Below are 21,327 nucleotides of genomic sequence, written 5' to 3' on the forward strand. Positions count from 1 at the left end.
ACATAAGAAGATGATAAAAATAAAATTACTAAGCACATTATTAGTTGTTTGCCTTTTTTTTAGTGCAAAAATTTATAGTCAAAATCCATTATTTTGGGGAGCTGATCCTTCGGGAATTGTAGCCCAAGATGGACGTTTATTTGTGTTTCCTACAAATGATAAAAAGGATTGGAGTGACCAAAAAGAATGGCACTGTTTATCTACTACAGACACAAAAACTTGGACAGATCACGGTGTTATTTTTAATACCACAATGTCTGGTTGGGGTGTAGATAATGCTTGGGCACCAGACATCACTTATAAAAACGGTACTTATTATTTTTACTATTATTTTCACAATGGCGAGCACAGAAAGGAAGTGCCTGGTGGAGTTGGCGTTGCTACCAGTAAAAATATTGAAGGCCCTTATACCGATGCCTTAGGAAAAAGAATGATTCCGGGACACGATCCTGCAATTTTTAATGATGACGATGGAAAATCATACCTCTACATTCAGGATAAAGTTTATATTTTAAATGAGGATATGATTAGTGTTGAAAATAAAGAACCTATCAATTTAAATTTAGAATACCGTCCAAAAAAGTTTGAAGCAGCTTATGTTTTTAAACGCCACGGAATTTATTATTTCACCATCGCCAGAGATTGGAATAATTTAATTTATTATACAGGGAAATCACCTTTAGGGCCTTTTGAGTTTAAGGGTGAAATTATGAAACCTTATGGAGGAAATAATCATCATTCAATTTTAAAATACAAAGATGATTGGATTATTTTTTACCACGAATGGGCTCCAAAAGAAAGTGAAGTAAGCAATCGAAGAATTAGAGCAGAATATATTTATTTTAATGAAGATAGTACAATTCAACTAGTTGAACCAACTAAAGAAGGGATTTCTATTCCTTCAAAAAGAAAAACTTAAATTTTAAATTATAATGAACTATTTTTTAAAACTAGGTACAGTCTCCTTTTTAATTGTTGTATTGATATCTTGTAAAACAACAGTAAAAAGTAATAAAATAGCAGCAACTAAACCTAACATTATTTTAATTATTGCTGATGATATGAACGGATATGCAATTAAAAAGCAATATCCTTTAATACAGACTCCAAATTTAGAAAAATTAATTTCTGAAGGAATTTTATTTGAAAACGCTGCGTGTAACTCTCCAGTTTGCAATCCATCACGTTCTTCTTTTTTTAGTGGTTTATATCCACATACAACGGGTGCCTATATGAATGGAAGTGATGGATGGAATCGATCTGAAATTTTAAAAACTATAAAAAGTATCCCTGAACATTTTAAAGAACAAGGTTATGAAACTTGGGGTGCCGGGAAATTGTATCATAATCAAATTGAACCAGAGAGAGAAAAAAATACTTGGGATAATTACCCTGTATATCAAGGTGGGTTTGGACCATTTCCTGAAAAAGATTATTGGTTTGGCGGAAATAATTTTTTTTCAATTAAACCTTGGGAAGATCCAGATACCGATTTTCCTGATGTGAAAAATGCCAATGCAGCCATAGATTTTTTAAATAAAAATCATGAAAAACCATTTTTAATGGTGTATGGGTTGTGGCGACCACATTCGCCTTATACAGCTCCCAAACGATTTTTTGAACAATATGATGGTGTTGATTTTCCTTTGCCTAAAGGGTATAAGGAAAATGATTTTGAGGATGTGCCATTTTTAGGTCAAATGTTAGTTGATTCTTTATCTAAATTTAGAGATAAGAAGGAATTATCAATTCCATTATGGAAGAAATTTTTGAAAGCCTATGCAGCCAATTATAGTTTTGCCGATGATAATATAGGTAAGGTCATAAATGCTTTGGATAAAAGTAATTATGCAAAAAACACGATTGTTATTTTCTATTCAGACAATGGTTTTCACAATGGTGAAAAAATGCGTTGGGGAAAAGCAACCTTATGGGAACAAGCCGATTATGTGCCTTTTATTATAAGAACTCCAAATAAAAAGAGGGCTGTAAGCAAAGCAACCGTTAGTTTAATAGATATCTACCCAACATTGGTTGAATATGCTGGTGTTAAAAAACCTACGCATTTATTAGATGGTAATAGTTTGGTTCCATTACTAAAAAATCCAAATTTACAATGGAATCATCCTTCTTTTACTTCCTATGGCGAAAAATATGCTTCAATAAGAAATGAGCGTTATCGCTATTTAAATTACCCCGATGGTACCGAAGAATTATATGATTTATTAAATGACCCTTATGAATGGACCAATATTGCTAATGATAAAAATGTTGAAAAAATTAAGGAAGAATTAAAAAAACAAATGCCAGAAAAATGGGCTCCTACCTTAGGGGGTAGATTAGAAGTGCCACGAGATTATAAGAAAGTGATGCGTCCAGGTATGTTAAATGCTCCTAAAGCAAATGGATCTTAATTTTATAAAACTAAAAATTAAAAATTAGTTGGATGAATTCATGTTTGAAATGAAATTCGAATTAAATTTAAGTAACAATTTAAATATCAAAATGTTAAAGTGTAGCATTATTGTATTGATGAATTTGAATTATGTATAAACAAATAATTTTAATAGGTGTTTTTGTATTTTTAAATTTGATTTTTGGACGAATGTTTCAAAACACTATTAATTCGTTGTGCTATGCAGAACTAGGTGTATTTGCTTTTTCAAGTTTTTTATTTTGGAATTTTACTGCAAAAATTATTAAAACTTGGAACATTAAATGGTATATTTTTCAAGATATTAAAATGGTGGGTATACATGCTGGTTTGGCAATAATGACTTCTTTAATGAATGTGCTTATTGGTCAATGGTTCATTTTTGTATATGGATATTTTATGTACGAAGGATACGAATCCTTTAACTATTATTTTTTAAATGCTAGTCATACCAATCATATTGCGGTTAACTTATTATGTTATTTTTCATTGGTTTTCTATTTTCTGAATAATTCTAAAAAAGAAGAACAGTTTGTAGATGAAAAAGATGACTTTAATATTTATGATAAAATTTTGGTATCTAAATCCGGAACAAAATATTTAATTAATCTAGAAGATTTAATTTATGTAGAAAGTTCGAATAACTGTATTGTTCTTCATACAGAAAAAGGAAAGTTTGTAAAATATCAAAGTTTAAAATCATTTCAAGATATTCTTCCTGAGAGACAGTTTATTAGAACTCATCGTTCATTTATAGTAAATGTGAATTATATTGCATGTATTTTAAAAAATAAAAATGGTGATGGGATCCTAAAATTAATTAGTGGAGATGAACTTAAATTTAGCCGAACGTATCAACATTTAATTATCCAATAATTTAGGTTGCTACTTACCATTAAAACACCGCAACTTGCCACTGTTTTATTTTTTGTTTGTATAGGTTCCTTTAGTTTCGCTGAAAAAAATTATTTCAATGAAACATTTTATTTCTATATACTTTATATACTTAATGGTGCATAATGGTTTTTCTCAAAGCTATTTAGATACTGTTGAGGACATTTATAAAACAGATAAGTTAGTTACTCTGGATGGTAATTTGGATGATGAGGTTTGGAAAGATTTAAAGCCATTTCATTTTACTGAATATAGCCCAAGTTGGGGGCAAACAGATGTTTTAACATCTTTATACGTTACGTTTGATGACAATTATCTTTATGTAGGTTTCGATGCAAAAGATCCAAATCCAGAAAAAATAATAAAAAGAACTCTTGTTAGGGATGGGTATTATGGAGATGATTATAGTACCATTTACATAGACCCTAACCAAACAGGAAAAAATGCTTTTATGTTTAGTGTATATCCTTCGGGAGCTCGATTGGATCATGCTATTTATAATGATAATGTTTCGTTGGGAAGGTCTTCCGATGGTCCTACATATGATATGATTTGGGAAGGTAAATCTCAAATAAATGCAGATGGATGGCAATCGGAATTTCGTATTCCTTTGTCGGTACTTAGGTTCGAAATAAGAAATGGGCAAGTGTTGGGTGGTATTTCGGCAGTTAGGACTATAAATTATGATAACAAACTTTTGGTATATCCAAAATTACCACAAGAAATTTCGGGTGCAATTGCCCAACCCTCCCTCAAAAAACCAGTGCGTTTTATTGGTTTGCTGCCAAAAAAGGATTTACAAATAACACCTTATATTTTAGGGTCAAATAATAATGAATATCATATTGACCCTAAGAATTCAACATTCAATAAAGTATCAAAATCTAAATTGAACGCTGGTTTGGATGTTCGCATTGGTGTGACCCCAAATCTTACGTTGGATCTCACGTTAAATACCGATTTCTCACAAGTTGATATTGATAATCAGATTGTTAATTTGGATAGATCTTCCATTTTTCTTCCTGAGCGGAGAAAGTTTTTTTTACAGCAAGCAGGTCTATTTATTTTTAATACCGGTCTGCAATCTCAATTATTTTATAGCAGAACCATAGGTATAAACAACGGACAGTTAACACCTATTATTGGAGGAGCTAAATTAACGGGGGAATTAGGAAATTGGGATGTAGGTTTTATTACTCTGCAAACAGAAGGTATTAAGATAAACCAAAATGCAATAGACTCTGAAAATTTTAGTGTGTTAAGATTGAGGAGAAAAGTTTTTAATAACCGTTCGTTTATAGGTTTTATGGCTACAAATAGGGTTAGGAATGATTATTTTAATTCGGCTATAGGATTGGATGGTGTTTTTGATTTGGGTCATGAAAACTTATTGATTGGTTCCATATCGAGTACTTTTGAAGGTAAAAATTATGGCAATACATCCTTTAATTTACTTGATAATTCAAGGTTAGCACTTCAGTTTAATCAAAGAAAACAAGAGGGTTGGTTTATGAAAGGAGCCTACGAATATTCAGGAGATTTATATAATCCAGCCATGGGTTTTGTAAAACGAAATAAGCATCACAATATTCATGGTGAGCTTGAAAATGGAAAGTTTAATAGAACGAAAGTAGATGGTATTTTTAATTATAGAAAGCTAACGTTAGTAAATTCGGATGTGTTTTATACGCCAGATTTATCAAAAGTGCTTACTTGGTATAACAGTACAGGCTATATGGGTAGATTTTTTACGGGTGAAGAAGTGTCACTTTCAGGAACCATGCAATATGAGTTTTTAGAGCAACCCCTTAAGTTTTCGGATGACATTAGCATTCCTAAAGGACAATATTTTTTTAAATTTTTAAAAGGTCAATTTACTAGTGCTAAAAGAAGTGCATTAAAAGCAACTACTTCAATTCAATATGGAGAATTTTTTGACGGTAATAATTTAGAGTTTCAATTTTCGCCAGAATGGAATATTAATGAGCATGTTTCCTTAATTGGTTCTTGGAGGCTTAACCATTTGAATTTTAAAACCCGACAGATTGATGAATGGATTAACATTCCGCAAATGCGAATAATTTGGGCCTATAATTTGCATCTATCAGGTAGTATCACGGCACAATATAATTCACTCACAAATAAATTTTTTACTAGTGCAAGATTACGTTATAACTTTAAAGATGGACATGATTTTTATTTAGCTTACAATAAAGGCTATAATACAATACGAGATTTTAGCACGTTTCAATTACCTTATTATAATAACCAAGTAATTGTTGCAAAATACACCATTACCTTTATGAAATAAAAATTCAAAAAATCACAATTTTAAAAGGTCAATAAATTAATTAAATGAAAATTGTCTTTTTAAAATAACAATTATCAAAAATATTTTTAGTTTCAATTGAACTAAATAGCTAAAAAATTGAATAAATGAGATATTAATTTCATGTATTGTATATTATGTTTGATTCTTTTCAACATGCCAATATTCTTATTGAGAAATAAGTTGAAAAAATTAAGGAAGAATTAAAAAAACAAATACCAGAAAAATAGGTTCCGACCTTAGGGGGTAGATTAGAAGTGCCACGAGATTATAAGAAAGTGATGCGTCCAGGTATGTTAAATGCTCCTAAAGCTAATGAATCATAAATTATAAAAAAAATGAAAACAACGATTTTAAATCTACTTTTTTTTAGTCTTGTAAGCATAGTTTCTCAAGCTCAAATTCAAGACGAATTAGAAGTTTATTCAAAAAACAAGGACTCTATTTCTATAGATGATTTAATTGTACACGACCCTTGTATTTTAGCCGATAAAAACTCCAAATCATATTTTATTTACGAAAAGTTTGCGCCAGATAGATTCCCAGGCTTGGTTGAAGGTGCTCCAGAAGGAAAAGCGGGTGTTTTTTATCAAGAAAGTAAAGATTTAAAAATGTGGTCTAGACCAAAAGCAGCTTTTGTTATTCCTGATGATTTTTGGGCAGATGATGATTCTGGACCTTGGGCACCTGAAGTTCATTGTCACAAGGGTAAATACTATATGTTTACTACGTTTAATGCGTGGAATAAAATTATGGATACGCGAGAAGGTAGACCGCCATTAACTTGGAGAGCTTCGCAAATATTAGTGGCCGATTCACCAAAAGGGCCTTTCATACCTTTTGAAAATAAGCCAGCAACTCCGGAGGGGGAAATGACACTTGATGCCACATTCTATTTTGAAGATGGGCAACCTTGGATGATTTATTGTCACGAGTGGGTTCAATTGGGTAACGGATTGATAAAAGCGATTAAACTTTCTGAGGATTTATCGAAAACTATAGGTGATCCTATAGTGCTTCTTGATGCAGGTGATGCTAAATGGGCAAAGAAAAACATCAATTATAAAGGTACTTTATATCCCGGAGCAGTAACAGATGGCGCTTATTTTTATAGAACAAAAGCCGGAAAATTAGTGATGATTTGGTCAAGTTGGTCTGAAAATAATTTATATGCAACCGCTACTGCGATATCAGAAAGCGATAAAATAACAGGTCCTTGGAAAATGGATGACACGCCTATACTTTGGGATGATAGAGGACACGGAATGATTTTCGAAGATTTTCAAGGTCGTTTATTATTATGTGTTCATCGCTATTTTCATTATCCAAAAACAAGGGTACAGTTATATGAATTAGAAGATATTGGCGAAACTATTAAAGTTAAAAAACAAATTTTAGGGAGTGAGTGATACCTTATAAAAAATTAGTTAACAGATCTTGAAGAAAAGGATAAATGAATGATATTTTCAATTTGATTACAATATCAGATAAGAAAAAATTAAACAGAATATGAAAAATATTATTGTAACATATATGGTTTTGTTTTTTGAGTATTCAAATTCAAGCTCAAGAAACCTAATAAATTTTAAAATCCCAATTATCCTGGGTTTTATACAGACCCTTCAATTACTAGAGAGGGAGACATATTGTATTGTTATTTAAAGATATAAACATGTGATGTTGAGGTTTGTTTAAGGGTGTAAGTCAAGTCAAGTTAGTTAAAAAATAAAAAATGTTTAATAAAGTACCATTATATATTGTAATACTTTTATGTTCTTTAAAATCCCAATCACAAACAGGTTTTTGTAGAGATGGATATGGCAATAAGAGCGATCCAATTTTTATAGAAAACTTTGGCATTGGCGAAACAGTAGAATTGTCACAAGGAACCAGCCCTTATACCTATGAACAAGGTAAGCTTACAACTGCGGGTAGTTACCATGTGTCTAGTGTAAGTGAATGGTTTAATGAGGATAATACACTCGATGATAATGGTCGAGCTTTAATTATGAGAATTGGTAAAAACCCAGGTATACCTTATAGTTTAAAAATAGAAAATCTTTGTCCTAATACAACTTATACTTTAGAGTTTTATTATAATATTTTTTCTCCAACAGTATGTAAAATTGATCAGGGCATTACTTTTAATACAGATTTTAATATTGATAATTCTATTAGCAATGGTTTTTATTATGGTATTTTTTCTACTGGGTGGGGAAAGAGTTCAATAAGGTTTACAACAGTAACTCAAAATTCTGTAACATTTTATATTGAACTTAAATCTGGAACAGAGTGTACTTATTACCTAGCCATAGATGATATTACTTTAAAAGCATGTGGTGAAAAAGTGTTATTAAGTGATAGAACCGGAAGAAACAGTGTTAAAATTTGTCAGAGTGATTTTCCTTTTTCAACTACGCTAAATGCTTCCCCTAACTATAGTGGAGCTAAGCAACATAATTATCAATGGCAATCAAGTTCTGATGGTATTAATTGGGGCAATATTGTGGGCGAAACACGAAGTGATTTTACAACACCATCAATAAGCGAAACAACTTATTTTAGAGCCATAGTGAACCATGGCAATATTTTATGTGGTAATAATAATTTAGAATATCAATATCCATCTGAAATTTATGCTGTAAGCGTAATTGATTCAATAACGCCTCCTATTCCAAAAGGAGATTTGACGTTTTGTGAGGGAGACTCAAAAACTGTTTCTGTAACTGTTGATAATGGCTTAACTGTAGACTGGTACGATGCCCCCACAGGTGGTAATTTATTGCTCGCTAACAGCAATGAGTTTGACCCAAAAGGAGTTTCAGGAACCTATTATGCAGAGGCAAGGCTTTATTATAGTAATAATTGTTCTTCATCAAGAACAGCTGTAAAAGTAGATTATATAAAACCACCTGAAATTAAAGATGAAACTATCGTATTATGTGAGAACACAAATAGTACAATTCATGCAGGTGTTACCGCCAATAACTATTTGTGGAGTAACGGAGAAACAACTGAAGGGATTACGGTAAATGAACCAGGAATATATTCGGTCGACATAAATTTTAATGGGTGTGTAATAAAAAAAGTAATAACAGTTACTTCTTCTAATTTTAGTTTTGAAAGTGTTATCTCAGACAGGAAAAATATAGTGGTTACAACAAACATACCTGGAAACTTTCTATATTCTATAGATGGTAATATTTTTCAATCTAGCAATGTTTTTACAAACATTGAAGGAGGTTTGTATACAATTTATGTTAAAGATAGAAATTGCAATGAGCCTGTAACAACACAATTTATACATTTTTATATACCGTCATTTTTTACACCAAATGGAGATGGTATCAATGATTTTTTTGAATTAAATGGTCTTGAACTTTTTAAAACATCACAAGTTTTAATTTTCGATCGGTTTGGAAAACTATTAAAAAGTTCCAAAAACGCCCCGTTTTTATGGGACGGTACCTATTTAGGTCATAAATTACCATCAGACGATTATTGGTGTGTTGTTATTGCTGATGACAGAAAATTCACTGGCCATTTTACGCTCAAACGGTAGTGTTTTTTTATTTTAAAAGATGAACAAAATAACAATTATGCAGATTTAGATAGGTTTAGTTATCAAACTCAAAATAAAAATTAATAATATAATGAAAAGATTAAACTTAATTATAGTTGCCATAGTAATGGTCTCTATAATACATGCGCAAAACGCACCAGAAACCTTTCAAAACCCAATCATTCCTGGTTTTCATCCAGATCCTTCAATTACGAGAGTTGGAGACGACTATTATTTGGTGAATTCATCATTTAATATGTTTCCTGGGATTCCTATTTTTCATAGTAAAGACTTGGTAAACTGGCAACAAATAGGAAATGTATTAGATAGACCAGAGCAATTGTTGATGAAAACGCCGGGAAATGGTGGTGGTATTTGGGCGCCAACCATAAGGTATCATGACGGTTTGTATTATGTTATTGTAACTTGTAAACAATGTATTAATGATTGTGGCTGTGGTGACAATTTTTATGTGACAGCTAAAGATCCTAAAGGCCCGTGGTCCAATCCAATTTGGGTAGATACTTCTCATGGCATTGATCCTACAATTTTTTGGGATGATGATGGTAAAACATATTATGTAGGTTCTACACATGACATTGGCGGCCCTCAAGAATGGGATTCGCAAGACAGAATTTACATTAGTGAAATTGATTTAAAAACAGGTAAATTAATTTCTGAACCCATTTTATTAACAACAGGTCATGCAACCAATGCCAAATTTGCTGAAGGGCCTCATATTTATAAAATAAAAAATAAATATTTGTTAATGATTTCTGAAGGTGGTACTTGGAATAACCACGCCATTACAACTTTTGAAGCCGATAAGGTAACTGGACCTTATAAACCAACACAAGTAAATCCGGTTTTAACACATAGGCATTTAGGTAATAATTTTCCAATTACCACAGTTGGACACGCCGATTTGGTTCAAACGCAAAATGGAGATTGGTGGTCGGTAATGTTGGCTTGCAGACCAATTGAAGGTAAGTATTATTTAGGTCGAGAAACTTTTTTAACACCGGTTAAATTTGAAGGTGTCATACCAATTTTTAATGAAGGAATTGGTCAAGTACTATTAGAAGATAAGCGTCCAGATTTAACTTGGCATCCTTTTAATAAAAAGACAATAGATGACTTTGAAGATGAAAAATTAGGCTTTGAATGGAATTTTATTAGAACGCCTCTTGACAAATGGTACAACTTAAAAAAAGGAAATCTTGAAATAAAACTTCGACCTGAAAAAATAACAGATAAAAACAATCCTTCTTTTATTGGTCGCAGATTAGAATATCTTAAAAGTAGTGCCATTACAAAAATGAATTTTAAAACTTCTAAAGAAAATGAAGTGGCAGGATTGGTAACCCTTCAAAATGAAAATTTTCAATATCAATTGCTAAAAACAAATAAAACCATTGAGTTAATTAAAGTGTATAATGCTGATAGAAAAATACAAACGATTCAAAAAATAGCCGTTATTCCTTATAAAAAAGAGACGGTGGTTTTAAAAGTTGAAAACGATTTAATGACCCTTCGTTTTTATGCTGGTGAAACTGAAAATAGTTTGGTTCAAGTAGGTGCAGACCAAGATGCTTCAGTAATATCATCAAGTGTTGCAGGTGGTTTTATTGGTGCTTATATAGGAATGTATGCATCAAGTAACAGTAAAAAATCAACAAATAAAGCTAGTTTTGATTGCTTTGAATACAAGCCTTTTTAATTTACTAAATTATGAGAAGTTTAAAGAAAATCATATTTGTATTTTTAATAATAGTTACAAGTTCATGTAAAGATAAGGTTGAAACGGCAATTAATGTTAGTAATGATTTAACTGAAGATATAATAGATTTTAAAGGAATTCCACTATTCAATGGAGAAAATTTAGACACTTGGTATTTGGTTGTAAAAGATTCATCGTTTTCTGGTGAAAAAGAAGATTTATTTGCAATTGAAGATGGTACAATTCACGTGTATCCAACACAAGAACATAATTCAATTCAAACCTATGCAGGGTTAATGACCAATAAAGTATATAGCAATTACAAGCTTACTTTACAGTACAAGTGGGGCGTTAAAAAGTTTGCACCTCGTGATAATTTTGTGAGAGATGCGGGTGTCATTTTTCATCAATTTGGACCCGATGTTATTTGGCCAACTGGTGTTGAATGTCAAATTCAAGAAGGTGATACAGGTGATATTTGGGCTATTGGAGCCAAAGTTACTTCAAAAGTAAGTAGAGTCATTAGAAATTACGATCCAAATGGAGAATTGGTAACGCGCGGAACTCCAAAAGAAAAATTTCAACGTTTTCATAGATCGTACGATTGGGAAATTCCGGGATGGAATACCTTGGAAATTGAAGTGAAAGGCGATTGTGCTAAATACACATTAAATGGTCATGTAGTTAATGAAGTTATTGACATGCAAAAGTATAATGAAGAATTAGGGATTTACGAGCCGTTAACTTCGGGTAAAATATTAATTCAGGCTGAAGGAGCAGAGCTTTATTATCGAAATATTTTTATTGAAGAGTTTTAAAAACAATATTTGAAGTTCATTTTATGAATTTTTGATTTAAAAAATGGAAACCTTGAAATTTCAATGTTTCCATTTTTTGTTTGATAATTTATCAAGTTAAAGATGAGGTAATTCGTACACTAATGGTTTAATTTTTTACAAACTTGCCAATAGGGGAAGTATCAACTTTCATAAAATAGAGTCCCTTCTTTAGGTTCGAAACATTTATTTGATTACCTAAACCTGATAAAACTTTTCTTCCTAAAGTATCGAATATTTCAAGTTTTACATCCGTAGAAACATTTGTAATATGAAGCAGATTTTTTACCGGGTTTGGATACAATTTTATTGTTGATTTATTTAAATTAGTATCATCTACTCCCAGAGTAGTTTGATTAAAATAATCGTCTCCTGCTTCAAAAGTAACAGCTATAGAATGATTATCAGATACTTGACTAAACCTTACAGATTGCATTCTTGCTGTTTTTGTAGCACTTCCGTAAACATATTTTTCAACACCATCAATAGTAATGCTTTTTATTCTATAACCATTGTTTGGAACTATAGATATTGCTTGATCTTTTCCGCCAATACAAGCAATTTTACCATTGACTCCAGATGGGTGAACAGACCCGCCTGCACCAACTGTAGTAGCAATTTCATAGATGTTGCCCTCTGTACCAAAAGTAACATTACTTACATAATTATCATTGTCAAAATTACCACCATTAACTCCTTGTAAATTCATATTAAAATAATCTTGGTGATTGTCAAAAGTTAATAAAACACCATCAATAATAACGTTTATAAAATTCCATCCGTCAAGCCAGTTATTTGGCAATCCATTCATTCGTTGAATAGCTTTTTGTTTATTTGAAAGTCTGAACGGATATTCGGTGGTAATATTTTTAAAAGTAAAATTGTTTAAGTAACCAGCATCTAATGCGCCATTTTGACTAAGTGTTACATTAACTAAATACGCATGGTCATCTTCAATTACCAAATCTTCAAGATAATTATTGGTAAGTTTTATACCGTCATCGGCTTGTGAGCCTATAATCCCGGTATTGTTTTTATTAAACGACTTGGTTTCACTATTTATATATGCCATGTTTTTATATTCAGCATATCCAGTACCTAAATTGTTCCATCCAATCATACCGCAAGCGCCATTATGGGTTGGCCAAAAAACCGAGTTTTGAACCACATGTGGATCTCGAGCATAATCATAATCATCTTGACTTTTAATAAATATCTGATCAGATAAACCTCCGCTGCTTGGCCTAATTCCGTCTTGATTATAAGACCACCCAATAATTTTGATATTTTTATGTACCGTATTTTTTGAGGAGGGAATGGTATGGTGCGAAGGGTTTTCTATAATAATACCTTCAACATGTACATTATCACAACCTATAAAATTAATAAAGGCTGATTTTTTATCATTTTGGTCTCTAAACCAATGGTATGGGTAATTTTGACCAGTAACTATAGCTCTACCTTTTAAAGTTATGTCATCATATCCTTTGCCATGAAATGCCCCTCTTATAAAGGTACCGGGCTCTAAATAAATAGTTTGGTTGTTTTTTGTAAAAGGCATTTGACCGTCTTCACCATAAACGGCATTGTAGTAATCATGAATGTTATAATCGCCTTTTCTAAAGTAAATAATATCTGCAGTTTCATAACCAGTATCTTCACCAAAAACTTTTACATTACTGTCGTTAGGGTTTGGAGCACCAGTTTCTGGTTTATCTGCAAAAATCATGACACTGTTTTTTACGTGAAACCCATTGTTTGAATCGGAATCTAGATTGTCATCAGAAATAAAATCAACAGCTATATATTTTGCAATCGCACTCATATCATGGTTAATATTAAAGCGTACTGTATTTCCATCAAAGCTTGTTGGATTTACACCAAATGATTTAGGTGCAATTTCAACTCTAGAAGCTGGTTGTCCATAAAGTTTTGTCACTTCAATGGTTATTTCTCCTTCAAAAGCAAATGTGCCAAAAGTCATAGTTCGATCTGTGATATAACCAATTAAACCATTGTTGTTTCCATCGCTTAAATCTCTATCTGGCCAGTAAAAATTAGATTCTTTATAAGGAGTTGATAGGTGAGGGTAAATATTATACGTTTGCCCATCTTGTGTGACCTTTATTTCATAAAGTGACGATTTTGGAGCCGTAGTTGGCCAATTGTAATTAATAACTTGTGCTTGTAAATTTAACATTGAGCAAATTGCAAATAACACTAGGTAGGTATGGAACTTCATTTTTTTTTGAATTTTTTAATAAAAGTTAAGCAGTTGTTTGAATTGTTTAAAAGGGGCTTTTAGTATTTAAAAGAACTTAATGCTTATAAAATTTGAAATTTTTAACTATTTGATTAGTTATTTAAACCAATTAATAATAGAAAAAACCAATACCATTCTCATGATATTGGTTTTTAAGTGTAAACTATTTCTAATGTATTTGAGAATTTTATAATTTAATTAGTTTTTGTACACCTCTAACATTGTCTTCATTTGTGATTTCCAAGATGTAAACTCCAGAAATTAAATCGCTAATATTGATTGTTTTTTCAACTTGAGTATTTACAGATTTAACAAGTTTACCAGTTACATTATAAATTTTATAAGAGAAATTACCAACTAAGTTGTTTATTGTAACATAAGATGTTGCAGGATTAGGAGCTATTGAAAATAAAGATTCGTCTATGTCTTTTGTTGACAATGTAGATGTTGGTTGAGGGTTAGATTGTGTAGGTAATTTAACGTTATCAACACCAAAATAGCTTGCTACAGGATTACCTGTTTGAGCAGTTCCAAAAACTTGCGCCCAAACAATTACAATGTATTTGTAAGTACCAGAAGCACCAAAGTCAACATTGATACTTCCAGAATTAGCCCAGCTATCTGAATGAGGTAAATGTGTATATGCTTTTAATTGTACAAAATCGATATCATTGTAATTAGCCGCATTGTTGTCACCAAAATCACCACTACCACTTGTCATAACAAAACTACCTGCTACTGTAGCATCAGTCATACCATAGATTTTGTACCCAAATCTATCATTTGTTGTAGAAGCATTGTCAAACGATGTATTGAAAAAGTAATCAAAATTTAAATCGTAAGCTCCTGATACAGAATTATCGCTGTTATTGTAAACATAAGCAAAAGCTCTGGCGAATTGGGTTTCACTAACTCTACTAACATATGCGCCAGAATTTCCGCCTGTAGTTTGAATATCAAAGTCTTTAGTGCCAAAACCTGCAATGCTAAACCACTTTCCATCACCAGCAGCAATAGCGCTTATATAACTATTATCTAACCCCGGATTTGATGCGTCTTGTGGTACAGTAACTAAAATTTCTGAAGAAAAATCTTCAGTAAAAGTTGATTGAGAATAAGCAACTAATGAAAATAAAGTTGCAATCATAAATGTAATTTTTTTCATGTTTTAAAAGTTTTATAAATTATTAATGGTTTAAAATTATAGATGTAAGTATAGTTTGGTTGGTTAAAATGACCATTTTTATTGCTCATTTGATTTTATACAAGCTGATAAGAATCAACAGTTTGTTAATTGTATATAAGAGGTTTTAAAAAACAAATTAGGTTTGGAATTATTTGTGTTTTCTTTCAAAACATTTAGCTTTTACATGAAAAATGCACCTACTTAAGGTGCATTTTGTTAAATTATTATTTTGAAATGTAAAAAGTATAGTACGAAGTTTTTTTATTTAATCAGTTTTGAAATTCCAAACCTGACCAACAGTGACACCGCCTTTTCCGTCTTTTACAACAACTTTCCAGTAATAGTTTTTTGAGGCTTCTAAGGTTGCGTTATAAGTTTTAGCACTTTGATTTTCTAAAACTTTAGTGGTTGGTGGATTTTCTGTTCCAAGATATACATCATAAGTTAAAACATCATTTACATCTACATCACTGGCATTCCATTCTAATGTAGTTGTTGCCGTTTTGATAACGCTTGATGTAATTGGCGCAATCAACTCAGGTGAAAAAGGGATATGGTTGACAGTCCCTGTTCCTTCAGTATAAAAACTATAAGTTGAAGAATAATTGCCTGATAAATTTTTACTGTCAACAGCTTTAACCCTCCAATAATAAGCTACGCCTTTTTCTAATGCTATAGATTTGGTAGTAGATTCAGTTGAAGATGTTTCTTCTATTTTGGTAAATTGATTGTCTTTTGAAATCTGAATTTGATAGGTTATTTTATCCTTTTCAGGATCTGTTGCAACATCCCATTTAAAAGCAACCGTATTGTCTATGCATAATTTATTATTTGTTGGCTCTAATAATAATGGGGTTGATGGTTCTGTATTTAATTTTTCATCTGGTTGTGGTGGCGTATCATCACTACCGCCTCCGCCACAAGAGCATAGCATAAAACTCATTAAAAACCCAGCTATATATTTTTTCATAATTGAAGTATGTTATTTAATAATTATTTTTTTAATTAAAATTTCATCAACAGTAATTACTTTTAAAAAGTAAACTCCTGAATTAATTCCAGTTACATTTATTGGTTTTTGTAACGATTCAACTTGTTGCGAATAAACATTTTTCCCTGTAGTGTTTATTAATTGTAAGGTCACTTTTTGGTTGATGTTTAAACCTTCAACAAATACATTGAAAATGCCATTGCTTGGGTTTGGATATACATAAATACCATTGGTTAGTTCAACAGATTTATTGAAAACTCCCTCGCAGGTTACGGCCGTTTTAATGTTTATTTTATCTCCATTTTTGACGTCTAATTCGAAAGTAGTATTTTGAGTTGTTAATTTTAACTCATCGTTAATAAGTACTTCAAAAGGAGCCGTTCCTTGTTCCATATCAACATAAACTTTATTTCCTTTAACACTTGTTTTAGCAGCAATTGTATTTCCAGCATTTACAGTTATTATGTAGCATTGTTTATAAGTCTTACCAGTAATACCTATACATATATCATAATCTCCGGGAGCTAAGTCTGAAATTGTTAAGTTATTATCTGTGAAATTGTAATTTACATTATTTACAATTGCAACATAATCATATGATTCTTTGGCAGAAATGGAAATTTTACCATTAGATTTTGAAGGACAGGTCTCACTTGTAGCTGTAATTGTAAAGTTAGAACTATCTATTTTAAAAATTGGACAACCTTTTTCGTCAACAGCTGTTCCAATAGGTGTGTCTGGACATTGATCTAAATCATTTTCTATACCATCTTTGTCATCATCAATGGTAGAAAATTTTACCCAGTTAAGATTTAAAGGTGTAGCAGAATTGGCTATTCTTAAGGTTTGAAGCCCTTTTGAGATCTCAATATCGGCTCTTACAGTTTCCCAATTTTGTAATCCTCCTGTACTTTCACCAGTAATTGTTTTAAGTACTTTTGAATTGCTCATGATATCAATAGACCAATTAGAAGCTGCAGCAATTCTAAATTCAGTTTTGTAGGTGTCAGTATTTGAAACATAAACTTCGTAGTCAACCCAATTACTTGCTGCAGTAAAGTTTATATTTTTATCTCCATCCACATCAGCAGTTATCTCACTTGTTGTTTCGTTGTTTCCTGTAAAATCTTCCGCCTGAACTAAAGATGGAATTTGTATTTTATCATCATATATACTTGGGTTTGTTTTCGGAATACTCACATTGTCTATACCAAAAATAGTAGTTGGTGATGCTTGAATAGTACCAAATGCACCAGAAAATACGATTACAATATAATCAAAATTACTTGCGCTTATAGTGTATTCTATTTTTGTCCATTCTTCGGCAACACCTAATTCTGTTGACCCTGCTAATTGGGTACCATCAATGCCTTCTAAATAGTTTGTGGCATCGTTATCACCAAAAGCACCAGAACCTCCTGTTAGTCTAACATAACCATCAATGCCATTTTGCTCAGGATCTTTAATACCCCAAACTCTATAGGAAATTCGGTCACCTGTTAGCGGAGACTTCCAAAAATAATCAAACGACATATTTAGTACCCCAAAGGCATCTTGGTTTTTATTGTTATAAACATAAGCAAACCCTCTGGCATACTGTACATCTGATGTTCTGACTACATGTTCATCTTGATTGCCTCCTGTTGATTGAATGGCAAATTCTCCCTCAGTCGAATAACCTGCAGCAAACCATTGTCCACCACCTGGTTTTATATCTTTTATATCATTTTGAACGATTCCTTTATTTACCGATGTAAGCGCGTTTTGTGTTAGGTGCGTTATTTGAACATTATTAGAAAATGTTTCAATTTCTATTTCCGAGTTATCTGCATCGCTACCTTTGTCAAAAACAATGTTTTCTGTAGTACTTGTCTCTATATCAAAATAAATAGAGCTGTTTTTGTCGTTTAGTTTTGTACCGTCAATGGTAATATTTTTAAATGTAACATTTTTAGTAAAGAAAGTTTTGTTTCCTGTAATGGTTGCATTTTCTTTTCCTTTAATTCTGTTTTTGTCAAACTGCTTATTAATAGTTATATTTTCTAGAACTAAATCACCCAAGTAACCCAAACTTTCTTCAGTTACTGGCAAATCATCAATTACCCCGTTACTTGATGAACGTGGTTTTAAATTTACAATACCAGGTATACGACCTTCAATTCTAATGTTTTTTATAGTTGTTGTTGTGTATCCTGCATTGTAACTATAAGGTTTAAAATCAAGTGCGTTTTGAGATGCAACCAAACCGTTGTTGTTTCCTAAACCTGTCCATTCCGGATTGATAATGTCAATATTGTCAAGAGTTGAAGCTCCTGCATTATAGCTACCCCAACCATAAGTTAAAATAGCACCATTGTGACCAGCCCATAGTATACAATCATGAACATAAACATTAAAATTGTAAAAGAAATCATCAACAGCTCTAATAAAACTATTTTTTATTTCACTTTCTGCTCCAACTCTAATGGCATCATTATTTGCGTGCCATCCTAAAAATTTTAAGTTTGTAATGGTCGCATTGTTAGGCGCTACAATGCCATGTTGAGGAGATTCCATAATCATAATTCCATTAACTTCAGCATATTTGCCAAGTTCAACAATGTTTCCATAAGGCTTGTTTCCATTAGCATCTTGCCATTCATATTGTCTGCCAGATAAAATGCCGCGACCGTAAATTTTTTGATAGGTATTGTTGTAATCCTGACGGCCAACGCGCCCTTCAACAAAAGCACCACCAGCTAAATACATTTTTTGACCGTTTTTTAATGAAATTAATCCACTATCATCTATGATTCCTGCGTATTGATAATTTTTTAAATTATGATAACCTGGCTCAAAATAGATAATACTGGCGTTGTCAAGTTCTGTTGGAGTTGTTGAATTTGAATATACTACAACACCTGGATCTGTTTTGTTTGGTGCGTTTTCTTCAGGTGGATCCACAAAAATAGTAAGCATGTGTTTTATCCAGTTTGAAGGAGATGTTTTATTTTCAGCATCCACAAAATTTACTGAAATATATTTACCACTATCGTTTATGCTAAAACTAACTTCATTGCTAGAAATGGTTGGTGTAATACCATAGCTTTTAGGCGAAATCTCAATATCTGTAGTTGGATTTCCAAACTTTTTTACAACTCTAAAAGTTAAATTAGAACCGCTTAATTTATCAAATGAAACGGATGCGAAAGAAAATGTTCTGCCCATTAACTGATTTGCTTGGTGATCATTTTCGTAAATAGCATTAGACATTAAGACTTCCAGTTTAATTTCTTCATCATTTCCATTTTTTACAAATACATCGTACTTGTCTGAAATTAAAGCCTGACCGTCGGCATTTGGCCAATCGTAATGTGTAAGTTGACCAAAAATTGTTGTTGTGGCTATAAAAAGTAAAAAGAATAATTTATGTTTCATGTTATCAAATATTTAAACTATTGCAAGTATACTTCACCTTTTCAACTACAAATAGCTATAATGTGCTTTTGTGTTGCTCATTTGTTCTAACTAAATAATTTAACTTGTAATAGATATTTTATTCAAAGGGTTTAGTTCTTGTTTAATATGTTGATTGGTAGTTGGTTTATCTAAAAAAAAAGCCAAGTTTAAAATGATAAACTTGACTTTTACATTCAAAACAACAAAAAACTTATTTTGGTGAACCAGCAAATATTTTAACTGATTTTATGCTTGATTTTGTAGGTAATTCATCACTAAATTTTAAATAAATCGAGTGAGTTCCTTTTGCATTTCTTAATAATGTTTCAGTAAGTCCATCTTTTTTAATAACAAAAGTTCCAACTAATGCTCCGTTTGGTTTGTCTAATCTAATTTCGCATTTTAAAGGTTCTTTAATCCCTTTCATTTCAATGGCAGCATAATAATATCCGGTTCCTAAATTGATATTTTCAAATTTTAAGGTTGAATTTGTTACTTCTGTATCTTTAAGAGCTAAGTTAATTTCAAAAGGTTGGTCTACTATTACGGGTTCTACACCGGTTAAAGTTTGTTGTACAGGTCTAATAATACCCGATTCATCATAGGAAATTTGATCTACACAAACAGAGCGTTGTGTCCAAGTTCCTGGGCCTTTAAATTCGTCTTGTCGCCAAGATGAGAGGGCAGAAGTATGGTAAAATAAATAATCGTTTCCGTGGTATTCAACTATTCCACCATGGTTTGATTGGTACAAGCGCCAAGGAACATAATTTTTACCAGGTAATTTAGGTCCTTCATTTACATTTACACCCAGTTCGTAATTTAAAATTCCTTTATATTCAAAAGGACCAAGCGGATGATCGCTTACACCATAATCCAATCTCGATTTTTTACGGTGTAAATCATCAGGGTTTTCAGGATCTATTGGTTTGTCGTAATGAGAGTGATAAGAAAGGTAGTATTTATTGTCTTTTTTATCCATCCAAATAGCTTCCATAAAACGCTCATCATCTACTTCCATTTTAATTGGCTCACCATCCAATTCCATCATATTATCTTTTAATTTTGCGCCGTAATGAGTTCCGTAGTATAAATATTTTTCTCCATCATCATCTATAAAAACAGCAGGATCTATACCTTGAGTGCCTTTAATTTTAGGGTTAATTACTGTGAATTTTTTGTCTGGAGCGTCGCTAACAGCAACTCCGGTGTAAGCGATTGTTTTTCTGGTTTTTTCGTCGTAACCACCTTCTTTGTACAATATTCTTACAGGAAAATACAAATAGTATTTGCCTTCATAATAAACCATATCTGGAGCCCATAGCGCCCAATCTTCACCTTCTGGTTCAACATTAGAGCCTATGACATCATAAATGTTTAAAACTTCTCCGTGATCGGTCCAGTTAACCATATCTTTTGAAGAAAATGTATGGTATTTATGCATAGTACTATAGCCGCCTCCGTCTTCGTGGTCAACCGATGTTACCATCCAAACACGACCATCGGGCATTACGTGTGGTGAGGCATCAGCGGTGTACATATGTTTTATTACTGGATTTCCATATGGATAAGGCTTTGTATTGATATTTGGCTTGATTTGAGAAAAAGCAGCAATTGAAATCAAGATACAAAAAATAGTGGATATTATTTTTGAATAACGCATTTTGTTGTTTT

The 21,327-nt window shown here is 31.8% G+C and carries 13 protein-coding genes; 8 read left to right on the top strand and 5 right to left on the bottom strand.

The annotated features are described in order from the left end of the window. The first annotated feature begins 10 nt into the window (after nucleotides 1-10). The 8 genes from EC396_RS03065 (at nucleotide 11) to EC396_RS03100 (ending at nucleotide 11,757) form a co-directional block, all read left to right on the top strand. Nucleotides 11-919, top strand: a complete 909-nt coding sequence (locus tag EC396_RS03065) for a family 43 glycosylhydrolase (RefSeq protein WP_129365233.1) — start codon at nucleotides 11-13, stop codon at nucleotides 917-919. Between the two features lie 13 nt (nucleotides 920-932). Then, nucleotides 933-2,414, top strand: coding sequence for a sulfatase (locus tag EC396_RS03070; RefSeq protein WP_129365234.1), 1,482 nt, complete (start codon nucleotides 933-935; stop codon nucleotides 2,412-2,414). 131 nt (nucleotides 2,415-2,545) lie between these two features. Then, complete coding sequence (locus tag EC396_RS03075) at nucleotides 2,546-3,310, top strand: LytTR family DNA-binding domain-containing protein (RefSeq protein WP_129365235.1); 765 nt, start codon at nucleotides 2,546-2,548, stop codon at nucleotides 3,308-3,310. 97 nt (nucleotides 3,311-3,407) lie between these two features. Then, the gene (locus EC396_RS03080) at nucleotides 3,408-5,639 is read left to right on the top strand and encodes a DUF5916 domain-containing protein (RefSeq protein WP_129365236.1); all 2,232 of its coding nucleotides are present in this window, start codon (nucleotides 3,408-3,410) and stop codon (nucleotides 5,637-5,639) included. Nucleotides 5,640-5,995: 356 nt separating this feature from the next. Further along, nucleotides 5,996-7,066: a glycoside hydrolase family 43 protein gene (locus tag EC396_RS03085; RefSeq protein WP_129365237.1), complete on the top strand. Its 1,071-nt coding sequence runs from the start codon at nucleotides 5,996-5,998 to the stop codon at nucleotides 7,064-7,066. A 323-nt stretch (nucleotides 7,067-7,389) separates the two neighbouring features. Beyond that, nucleotides 7,390-9,219, top strand: coding sequence for a T9SS type B sorting domain-containing protein (locus EC396_RS03090; RefSeq protein WP_129365238.1), 1,830 nt, complete (start codon nucleotides 7,390-7,392; stop codon nucleotides 9,217-9,219). Nucleotides 9,220-9,310: 91 nt separating this feature from the next. Then, the gene (locus tag EC396_RS03095; protein WP_129365239.1) at nucleotides 9,311-10,939 is read left to right on the top strand and encodes a glycoside hydrolase family 43 protein; all 1,629 of its coding nucleotides are present in this window, start codon (nucleotides 9,311-9,313) and stop codon (nucleotides 10,937-10,939) included. 11 nt (nucleotides 10,940-10,950) lie between these two features. Then, nucleotides 10,951-11,757, top strand: coding sequence for a DUF1080 domain-containing protein (locus EC396_RS03100; protein WP_129365240.1), 807 nt, complete (start codon nucleotides 10,951-10,953; stop codon nucleotides 11,755-11,757). A gap of 127 nt (nucleotides 11,758-11,884) precedes the next feature. Here EC396_RS03100 and EC396_RS03105 read toward each other — a convergent pair whose 3' ends face one another. The 5 genes from EC396_RS03105 to EC396_RS03125 form a co-directional block, all read right to left on the bottom strand. Beyond that, a complete protein-coding gene (locus EC396_RS03105) occupies nucleotides 11,885-13,975 on the bottom strand; it encodes a T9SS type A sorting domain-containing protein (RefSeq protein ID WP_164975190.1) in 2,091 nt (696 codons plus the stop codon). Between the two features lie 250 nt (nucleotides 13,976-14,225). Continuing rightward, the gene (locus EC396_RS03110; RefSeq protein ID WP_129365242.1) at nucleotides 14,226-15,203 is read right to left on the bottom strand and encodes a T9SS type A sorting domain-containing protein; all 978 of its coding nucleotides are present in this window, start codon (nucleotides 15,201-15,203) and stop codon (nucleotides 14,226-14,228) included. Nucleotides 15,204-15,489: 286 nt separating this feature from the next. Continuing rightward, complete coding sequence (locus EC396_RS03115) at nucleotides 15,490-16,194, bottom strand: hypothetical protein (RefSeq protein WP_129365243.1); 705 nt, start codon at nucleotides 16,192-16,194, stop codon at nucleotides 15,490-15,492. Between the two features lie 12 nt (nucleotides 16,195-16,206). Beyond that, nucleotides 16,207-19,632 carry a carbohydrate-binding protein gene (locus tag EC396_RS03120; RefSeq protein ID WP_129365244.1) on the bottom strand — a complete coding sequence of 1,142 codons (3,426 nt, stop codon included), beginning with the start codon at nucleotides 19,630-19,632 and terminating at the stop codon, nucleotides 16,207-16,209. Between the two features lie 232 nt (nucleotides 19,633-19,864). Next, nucleotides 19,865-21,316 (bottom strand): family 43 glycosylhydrolase, encoded by a 1,452-nt coding sequence (locus EC396_RS03125; protein WP_129365245.1) that lies wholly within the window; start codon nucleotides 21,314-21,316, stop codon nucleotides 19,865-19,867. Between the last annotated feature and the right edge of the window lie 11 nt (nucleotides 21,317-21,327).

Source organism: Lutibacter sp. HS1-25, assembly GCF_004121075.1.
Taxonomy (GTDB): Bacteria; Bacteroidota; Bacteroidia; order Flavobacteriales; family Flavobacteriaceae; genus Lutibacter.